Source organism: Paraburkholderia sp. Ac-20336 (assembly GCF_017105025.1).
Taxonomy (GTDB): domain Bacteria; phylum Pseudomonadota; class Gammaproteobacteria; order Burkholderiales; family Burkholderiaceae; genus Paraburkholderia.
Genome location: NZ_JAAGPS010000011.1, coordinates 81,864 through 90,333 on the forward strand (window position 1 = coordinate 81,864; position 8,470 = coordinate 90,333).

Sequence of the window (8,470 nt, forward strand, 5' to 3'; positions counted from 1 at the left end):
GCGTTCAGCGCGGCACCGCGACCTTGGCCATGATCTGCAAGATCAGCGCCTCGGCGAGTTCCTGGCGGCGCAACTCGTAGATCGGCGTGAAGAACACGCGATGCCCGAGCGCCGGCAGCAGCACTTCGTGAATGTCCTCCGGTATCAGATGCGAGCGGCCCGCGAGCCATGCGACCACGCGCGCGGCGCGCAATAGCGCGCTCATGCCGCGCGGGCTCGCGCCCGCGAGAATCAGTTGCTGCATGTCGACGCCGTCGAGCGTGATGCCGAAGCGCAGCGGCGTTTCCGTCGCCTGCCAGATGTCGAGCACGTAGCGCTCGATCGCCTCGCTCGCCTGCACGCCCTGCTGGATCGCCGCGCCGATCACGTTCAACTGCTGCCACGGCACGACCGACGCCGTCAGTTGCGAGAGCAGGCGGTCGACGTCATGAAACGCCGTGTCGAATACGAGCGCGCGCCGCGCGTCCTCGTCGGCGGGCGTCGGCATGTTCAGCTCGAACAGGAAGCGGTCGCGCGCGGCCGAAGCCAGTTCGAAGGTTTCTTCCTTCTCGACCTTGTTGCGGTCCGCGAACACGGTCATGTGCGGAAAACGGTGCTCGCGGCCGAACGCGAGCACCGAACGCTCGGCCATCGCGCGCAGCAGGAGCGACTGCACCTGCGGACGCGCGCGGTTGATCTCGTTGAAGAAGAAGGTGGTCAACTGCTCGCCGTGCCGCAAGAGCGGGCCCGGTTCGATGCGCGGCTTGCCGTCGGCGTCGACATAGGTGTGATAGACGAGGTCGCCCGGCATCAGGTCGATCGTGCCTTCGACGCGCTCGAATTCGCCGCCGACCACGTGCGCGAACGCCCGCAACACCGTGGTCTTGCCGACCCCGACCCCGCCTTCGAGCAGCACGTGACCCCGGGCGAACAGCGCAACGTTGATGAGCCTCAGGGTCTGCTGCTGGCCGATGACGACCTTGGCGACTTCGTTTTCGATCTGCTGGGCGTGAGAGCGCCAGTCCTGAAGCTGCTCGCCGGAACTCATCGCTGCGATCTCCTCCGGGTGGATGGTGGGCTTGCCTGTGCCTGCGCGCAGGCCTTGCTCGCGTGCCTGTGCGTGTAACTGTTCGCGATCCTGCCGGCCTGCGCCGCGAGCCGCACTCGCGGCTCGCCGGCATCGGGTCAAGCACGGTTTGTGCCGATCGCGCCCATGCGCGGCACGAGGTATGTCGCTTGCGAATATTTGTCAGGAATACTTGTCAGCCTGTCACGGCATGCGGGTACACACTGTGCCATCGGCGATAGCGGCGCACGTGAAGCTCATACACGCTGAACGAAGCCGGCACCTATCCCCGCCCCGTGCCGGCCGCGGGCTTCGCCAACCGGTTCGCGAATTCCGCGTACTCGCGCTCCAGATGCGTCGCCGCATGGTCGAGCAGAAACTGGCGGAACATCGTCGTGGTCGGCGAAAGCGGCTTCGTGCGCAGATGCACGATCTGCCAGGTGCGCTCGATGGGTGTGCCGTTCACGTCGAGCAGCGCGATCTCGCCGGTGCGCAGTTCGAGCAGCAGCGTATGCAGCGAGATCAGGCTCACGCCCATGCCCGCCATCACGGCCTGCTTGATCGTTTCGTTGCTGCCGAGCGTAACGACCTTCGCGGGCGTGAAGAGGTGCTGGCGAAACATCGTCTCGGCGGCCATGCGCGTGCCCGAGCCCGGTTCGCGCAGCAGGAACGTATCGCCGCGCAGTTCCTGCAGATCGAAACGGCGCGCGCCGCACAAGGGATGATCGAGCGGCGCGATCACGACCTGCGGATGGCGCGCGAGCGGCTCCGTGGTCGTGTCGAGTTCGGGCGGCGGACGGCCCATGATCGCGAGGTCGATCGCGTTGTCCTGTAGAAGCCGCAGCAGCGCATCGCGATTGCCGACCGAAAAGTGCACGTCGACCTTCGGGTACAGATGCGAATAGAGCGCGAGCAGTTTCGGCGCGAAGTAGGTCGCGGAACTAACGATGCCGACGTTGATCGAGCCGCTGTCGGCCTGCTTGAGCGACATCATCGCGTCTTCGGCGTCCTTGATTTCGCCGAGGATGCGGCTCGCTCGATGCGTGAGCACCTCGCCCGCCTCGGTGAGCGTGAGCTTGCGCGCGACGCGTTCAAACAGACGCAGCCCGACCGCGTCCTCGAGTTGGCGGATCTGCATCGACACGGCCGGCTGCGTCAGATGCAGTTCCTCGGCCGCGCGCGCGAAACTCGTGTAGCGGCTCGCCACGACGAAAATCTGCAACTGCCGCAGGGTCAGCGTGCGAATGAAATTCAGCTTGACCCGGTTCGTCGCGAAGCGCCCGCCCGGCATCGGAACTAGCCGCTCTGCTGGCCGAACGCGTCGAGCGCGCGCGCCGAATAGACGAGCGCCGCGCCCGCATTCATGGCGATCGCCACCGAGAGCGCTTCGGCCACCTCTTCGCGGCTCGCCCCGGCGCGCGCGGCCGCCGCGCTATGCACGGCGATGCAGCCGTCGCAACGGGTCGTCACGGCGACCGCGAGCGAGATCAGCTCGCGCGTTTTCGCATCGAGCTTGCCGCCCTTGGCGGCGGCGCCGTCGAGCGCCTGGTAGCCCGCCAGGGTGGCCGGCGTGGCGGTGCCGAGTTGGCCGATGGCCGCCATCAGCTTCGGTGTGTAGTCCTTGGTGTCGATCAGCATGCGTAGGCTCCAATGCGAGGATCAAACGGGGTGAGGGTGGTGGCGGAAAAACGCCGCGAACCGCGCATGCATGCGTAAGCACAGGCAAACGCGTGAGCACGTGCGAACACACATGCGCATGCGAACCCGCCCGGCACGCGTACAGCACGATCACGCGGCAACGCAGCGGCGCGTGCCGCACCCGTTCAACGGCTCGCCCTCGGCGCGTTCGACGGCTTGACCGGCGCCTGCCCCGGCGGCAACTTGCGCAGCACCGACTGGAAGCTCAGCGTCTCCGTGTGCGCCGGATGCGCGAAGTCGTTGTTCGGCCCCGGCACGTCGGTGCGAATCTGCATGACCTGGCCGGGCACGTCGTCGGCGAGCAGGAATGTGTAGCGCTTTCCGGTGTATTGCGCGAAACGCTCGGCGTTCGGATCGTTCAGATAAGGCTGCACGACGATGCGCCGCGCTCGGACCTGCTTGCCGCCGACCTCGCCCGGCACGGTCTCGATGCGCGGCCCCGCCGCGAGTGCAAGGCGCAGGCGCTGCTGGAAATAGCGGCGCTGGCCGCCTGTCAGGCCCTGCATCTCCGCGATGTCGTGCTCCAGAAAATAGATGATCGCCGGATTGCACTGCAGCCCGCCGATCGGCAACGCGACGCTGCCGCTATGGTCCGAGACCTGCGCGTCGCCCTTCGCGTTGTCCTCGCTCACCACGAGCACCTTGATGGTGTCGGCGCTATGCGACGGCTGCCTGGAATCGATCAGCGCGTAATCGAGTTCGGTCTGCGCGGCGACGCCATGCAGATGATCGGTCAGGAAGATCAGACGCTCGGCCGGCGTGATGTCGTCGCCGGCCGCCGCCCATGCCGCGGACGGCATGACCGCCAGCACCCCCGCCATCCCCAGCGCCACGGCGCCGAGCGCGCGCAGCCACGCGCGCCGCGGCGGCCTCACTGGGTCGCGTCGCCCGGCTTCGGCGCCGGCACGTCGACCGGTTTGAGCATCGGCACCTCGTAGGTGGCGAGGATGCCGTCGATCTTCTCGTGATTCGCGCCGATCCATTGATCCACCTTGTCCTTCCATGCCTTCTCGCCGTAACGCACGCCCATCGAGATCGTATAGTCGAAGCGGATGCCGGGCCCCGCCGGGAACGGCACGAGCCGGACTGAATCGCCGGCGCGCTTCGCAAAGTAGCCGGCAATCGGCCCCCACAGGAACACCACGTCGACGTTGCCCGCGCGCAGGTCCTGCTCGATCATCTGCCCCGGGTATTCGGCCGGATCGCCGCTTTGTACGCGGTACGACACGGCCTGGTCGATCAGGTTATGGCCGAGCAGCCAGTCCACGGCTGGCGTCTGCGTAAAGATGCCGAAGCGCAGCTTGTGCAGCACGTCGGGCGGCAGCTTGAGCAGATCGTCAGGTGTCTTGATGTTCGCGAACTCGGGACGGTTCGGCAGCACCATCGCATAGGTCGAGCGCAGATACGGCTGCGTCGTCGAGGTCATGTCGTAGCCCTTCGGCACGCCGATGATCAGGTCGCACTTGAAGCGCTCGCTGCCCTCCTCCTTCTCGCGCAGCGTGTGGCGCACGAAGCCCATGCGCTGCGGAAAATACGTGTATTCGAGCTTGTAGCCGAAATCGCTCGCCATCTGACTCGCGATGCGGTTCTCGTAGCCCTCGCCCTTGTTGTTCGACAACGGCATGTTGTTCGGGTCCGCGCACACTCTGAGCACGCCGTCCGCGCCGTCGTTGTTCGGCAGCGCCGGGCCGTCCGCCCGGACCGCGGCGCTGGCGAGCGCCGCGCAACAGAGCGCGCCGGCGATAACGGCGACATGCACGGACATGCTTCTCTTATCACGCATCGTGAGCCTCCGGAAGAATGACAGCGCCACGCGTTATTTGGCGTCGATGGCTTGCAGATCGCCCGGCTTGATCTGCCCATCGGAGCGACCCTTCAGATACGCATACAGGTTTTCCCAGTTCTTCTGCATCATCTGGCTCGAACTGAAATCGGGCATGCCCTTGGCCACCCGTCCGCCGAACACCGTGCGGTGAAACTCGTCCTTGTCGAGCGTCTTGAACGCGTCGATCAGCGACGGCCCGACCATGCCCTGTTGCTGCGCGCCGTGGCAGCGTTCGCAAGCGAGCGCGCGCCAGGTTTTCCATCCCAGCAGCGTCGCGCTGTCGACCTTGTTGCCGTCGACCACCTTGTACGCAACCTGCTGCGCACTCGGGGCATTGTTCTGGGCGTATCCGGCGGGCAGCAGAACGAACGCGGCGGGCAGCGCCGCGAGCAACAGGATTGATCGGCCTTTCATGCATCTGTCTCCTGGTTGGGCGCGCCCCCGGTTTCATCGACTCATCCGCAAACGGGGCGCGCGGGGTAATGCGTGGATCCGGCGGCGTGAATCCGGCGGCGTGGGTCCGGCGAGGCTGACGAAACGGCCGGCGCACTGTATCGAATGCAACCCATGCGCCGGCCGTGCCCGTGCAGATGGCCCCGCTCGTTCAACGCCTCATTCAGCTCTTTTCATTAGGAATCGCGAACACGAACAGCGTGCCGCCGAGCGCCGTGTACTTCGCCAGCTCGCGATAGCCGCCGACCGCGCCGAGACCTTCGTTCGACTTTTCCAGACCGGCTGCCATGCCGATGCCGGCCCAGCCGCCGATGCCCGAGTACACGCCGACATACTGCTTGCCCTGGTACTCGTAGGTGAAGACGTTGCCGATGATTCCCGACGGCGTCTTGAAGCGCCACAGTTCCTTGCCGTCCTTGATGCGGACCGCCTTCAGGTAGCCTTCGAGCGTGCCGTAGAAGGCGATGCCGCCGCCGGTGGCGAGCACGCCCGACCATACCGAGAACTTCTCCGGCTTCGAGTAGAGGATCTTGCCCTTGCTCGCGTCCCACGCGATGAAGTTGCCCATCGCATTGTTCTCGTTCGGGCCCGGATACATCGACAGCGTCGCGCCGACATACGGCTGGCCCGACACGTAATCGACATCGAACGGTTCGTAGTCCATGCAGACATGGTTGGTCGGCACGAGGAACATGTTCGTGTTCGGATCGAACGCGGCCGGCTGCTGGTCTTTCGAGCCGAGCGCGGCCGGACAGATGCCCTTCACGTTGTGGTCGGAACCGGCCGCCTGGGTCGAGTACGCCGCGTTGCGAATCGGCAGGCCGCTATGCAGATCGACGCGATCGGCCCAGTTCACCGCCGGGTCGTACTTCTGCGCGACCAGCAGCTGGCCGGTTTCGCGATTGAGCGTATAGCTGAAGCCGTTGCGGTCGAAGTGAACGATCGCGGGCACCTTCTTGCCGTCGATGGTGAGGTCCGACAGGATCATCTCGTTGACACCGTCATAGTCCCATTCGTCGTGCGGGGTCATCTGGTAGACCCAGCGGGCCATGCCGGTATTCAGGTCGCGCGCGAAGATCGACATCGACCACTTGTTGTCGCCCGGGCGTTGCGTCGGGTTCCACGTGCCCGGATTGCCGGTGCCGTAGTAGACAAGGTTCAGCTTCGGGTCCCACGCATACCAGCCCCACGTGGTGCCGCCGCCGAGCTTCCACTGGTCGCCCTTCCACGACTTCAGCGACGAATCCGCGCCCACCGGCACCATCTTGCCGTCGGCATACGTCATCGTCTTTTGCGGGTCGAGCAGCATTTCGTTGTCGGGGCCGGTGCTGTACGCGGTCCAGACCGGCTTGCCGGTCTTGATGTCGTAAGCGATCAGACGCCCGCGCACGCCGAACTCGCCGCCCGAGATGCCGGTCAGCACCTTGTCGCCGAATACGTGCGGCGCGTTGGTGTTGGTTTCGCCCGCTTTCGGGTTGCCGTTCTGCGCGGTCCACACCACCTCGCCGGTCTTCGCGTTGAGCGCGACGAGCTTGGTGTCGGCCTGCTGCAGGAAGATCTTGCCGTCACCGTAGGCGAGGCCGCGATTCACGGTATCGCAGCACATCACGGAGATGACCTGGTCGTCCTGTTTCGGTTGATACTGCCAGAGGAAGGTCTGATCCTTCAGGTTGATCGCGATCACCTTGTTGGGGAACGGCGAGTGGATGTACATCGTGTCGCCGATCACGAGCGGCGCGCCTTCGTGGCCGCGCAGCACGCCGGTCGACATGGTCCATGCGACCTGCAGCTTGCCGACGTTGCTCTCGTTGATCTGCTTGAGCGGACTATAGCGGTGATTCGCATAGTCACCCGCCTGGGCCGCCCAGTTGGCGGGGTTTTTCATCAGTCCGTCGAGCTGCGAATCGGCCTGTGCAGCCAGCGAGCTAAAGGCTGCCGATGCGAGGATCGCGAGCCCAAGAACCACAGTGCGTAAGTTCATGTCTCCTCCAGAATTGTCCTGCTGTTCAACTCACGAATGACCCACGCTACCTCGTCGCATCGTGCGCGCCTTCTCGAGTACAGGTAACGATCGGAACGCCCTATCCCGATTCGATGTCGGGCTTCGCGGCGCATGAACGGCCAACGCATATTCCATGCCGGAAATGCGCCGGGGTGGCGTGGCATGCCGGCCGCGAGAGCGAATGCGCGGCGTGCGGGTCGCGTCACGGCGGGTCTCACGGCAGGTGTCGCGGCGCTTGTCACGGCGTGTGTCATGGCACTTGCGCCGCTCGCGCGGCAGCCGTTTGCGCGCGCCGCGGAGCAACCTTGGGGTGGTTGCGTCACGGAAAGCGGCACATACTGTGTCACTTCCGGGATGCGCAACGTGTCCTTTGCCCGGCAACGGGCGACCGAGGAGCAAACAGTCATGGCACACACAGAGAAGGTCTATTCCGACGACGAGATCAAACAACGCCTCGCCGGCCCGCTCGAACACTGGTATTACGAGGACGGCTGGCTGCGGCGCAAGTACCGGACCGAAGGCTGGAAAGGCACGCTGATGGTGGTCAATACGGTCGGCCATCTCGCGGAAGCCGCGTGGCATCACCCCGATCTGACGGTCTCCTATGCATTCGTGATCGTGAAGCTGATGACGCACAGCGCGAAGGGCATCACCGACAAGGACTTCGCGCTCGCCACGAAAATCGAGTCGGTGATCCACTGGCAGCCGGGCCTCGAAGGCGGAGCGCTCGAAGGCACGCCGGCCGACGACCAGCGCTTCCGCTATATCAAGTACGACGCGCCGAAGGCGGGGTAAGGCGGTTGAGGCGGCGGGGCCCGCCTCATGCCTCATGCCTCACGCTTGACACCTCACGCAACCCCGCACCGCATCGTCCGATGAAACAGCGGGTGACACAGTGCACCTTCGGCGTCACATAGCGTCCATTCCCGCGCGGGACAGCGCGGCGCGCAACGCGCCGCACGCCGGGTCCCCCGGCCGCCGGTTTTCCCGGCACGGTCCCCGCACATCCGCGGCAAATTCTCGGCACATCCAGCCAGGCCGCGCTTCGCGCGCGCCTGGTACGGCTTCTGCTTGAAGTCCTCGGCGCGCCGCCGCGACGGCCCACGCCGCATTCACGGACGCCCTTGCGCCGGCATCTGCTCAAGCATCTGCCGAGGCGCACACCACGCCTACCTGCCAGGGATACCTAAGGACACTCGAGATGCCGCTCCAGCTTCGCCGACTCCAGCCCTGCACGGCCATCACGATCGACGCCCCCGCGCGCCTGCATCTGGGTTTTCTCGATCCGAACGCGTCGCTCGGACGCGCGTTCGGCAGCCTCGGCCTCGTCATCGACGCCGAGGGCACGCGGCTCGAAGCACGGCTCGCGGAGCGCGAGCGCATCGACGGCGCGATCGGCGCGGCCGAGCGCGAGCGCATCGCGCTGTGCCTCGCGCGGCTGCAAGCG

8 protein-coding genes and 1 pseudogene are annotated in these 8,470 nt (G+C 65.7%); 2 read left to right on the top strand and 7 right to left on the bottom strand.

Features of this window, described 5'->3' with window-relative positions; translation table 11 throughout:
* Nucleotides 1–4 precede the first annotated feature (4 nt).
* From GXB81_RS06880 to GXB81_RS06910, 7 genes are all read right to left on the bottom strand, one after another.
* A complete protein-coding gene (locus GXB81_RS06880) occupies nt 5–1,027 on the bottom strand; it encodes a MoxR family ATPase (protein WP_167284361.1) in 1,023 nt (340 codons plus the stop codon).
* Between the two features lie 301 nt (nt 1,028–1,328).
* Nucleotides 1,329–2,300 (bottom strand): LysR family transcriptional regulator, encoded by a 972-nt coding sequence (locus GXB81_RS06885; RefSeq protein ID WP_205988714.1) that lies wholly within the window; start codon nt 2,298–2,300, stop codon nt 1,329–1,331.
* Nucleotides 2,301–2,341: 41 nt separating this feature from the next.
* Complete coding sequence (locus GXB81_RS06890; RefSeq protein WP_240158832.1) at nt 2,342–2,647, bottom strand: carboxymuconolactone decarboxylase family protein; 306 nt, start codon at nt 2,645–2,647, stop codon at nt 2,342–2,344.
* A 221-nt stretch (nt 2,648–2,868) separates the two neighbouring features.
* Nucleotides 2,869–3,564: a hypothetical protein gene (locus GXB81_RS06895; protein ID WP_205192682.1), complete on the bottom strand. Its 696-nt coding sequence runs from the start codon at nt 3,562–3,564 to the stop codon at nt 2,869–2,871.
* Between the two features lie 50 nt (nt 3,565–3,614).
* Entirely contained in the window at nt 3,615–4,526 is a 912-nt protein-coding gene (locus GXB81_RS06900) for a substrate-binding domain-containing protein (protein WP_167039466.1), read from the bottom strand.
* A 33-nt stretch (nt 4,527–4,559) separates the two neighbouring features.
* On the bottom strand, nt 4,560–4,982 hold the full coding sequence (locus GXB81_RS06905) for a c-type cytochrome (protein ID WP_167039464.1): 423 nt from the start codon (nt 4,980–4,982) through the stop codon (nt 4,560–4,562).
* A gap of 202 nt (nt 4,983–5,184) precedes the next feature.
* Entirely contained in the window at nt 5,185–7,002 is a 1,818-nt protein-coding gene (locus GXB81_RS06910; protein ID WP_167039462.1) for a methanol/ethanol family PQQ-dependent dehydrogenase, read from the bottom strand.
* Nucleotides 7,003–7,428: 426 nt separating this feature from the next.
* Between GXB81_RS06910 and GXB81_RS06915 the strand changes: the two genes are divergently transcribed.
* Nucleotides 7,429–7,818 (top strand): 4a-hydroxytetrahydrobiopterin dehydratase, encoded by a 390-nt coding sequence (locus tag GXB81_RS06915; RefSeq protein WP_167039460.1) that lies wholly within the window; start codon nt 7,429–7,431, stop codon nt 7,816–7,818.
* A 406-nt stretch (nt 7,819–8,224) separates the two neighbouring features.
* Nucleotides 8,225–8,470: pseudogene (locus GXB81_RS06920) on the top strand (beta-ribofuranosylaminobenzene 5'-phosphate synthase); the annotation flags it as partial.

Bases quoted from the DNA above. Each gene is read 5' to 3' on its own strand.
- GXB81_RS06905 (WP_167039464.1), bottom strand. From the start codon at position 4,982: ATGAAAGGCCGATCAATCCTGTTGCTCGCGGCGCTGCCCGCCGCGTTC.
- GXB81_RS06910 (WP_167039462.1), bottom strand. From the start codon at position 7,002: ATGAACTTACGCACTGTGGTTCTTGGGCTCGCGATCCTCGCATCGGCA.
- GXB81_RS06895 (WP_205192682.1), bottom strand. From the start codon at position 3,564: ATGGCGGGGGTGCTGGCGGTCATGCCGTCCGCGGCATGGGCGGCGGCC.
- GXB81_RS06900 (WP_167039466.1), bottom strand. From the start codon at position 4,526: ATGCGTGATAAGAGAAGCATGTCCGTGCATGTCGCCGTTATCGCCGGC.
- GXB81_RS06915 (WP_167039460.1), top strand. From the start codon at position 7,429: ATGGCACACACAGAGAAGGTCTATTCCGACGACGAGATCAAACAACGC.
- GXB81_RS06880 (WP_167284361.1), bottom strand. From the start codon at position 1,027: ATGAGTTCCGGCGAGCAGCTTCAGGACTGGCGCTCTCACGCCCAGCAG.
- GXB81_RS06890 (WP_240158832.1), bottom strand. From the start codon at position 2,647: ATGGCGGCCATCGGCCAACTCGGCACCGCCACGCCGGCCACCCTGGCG.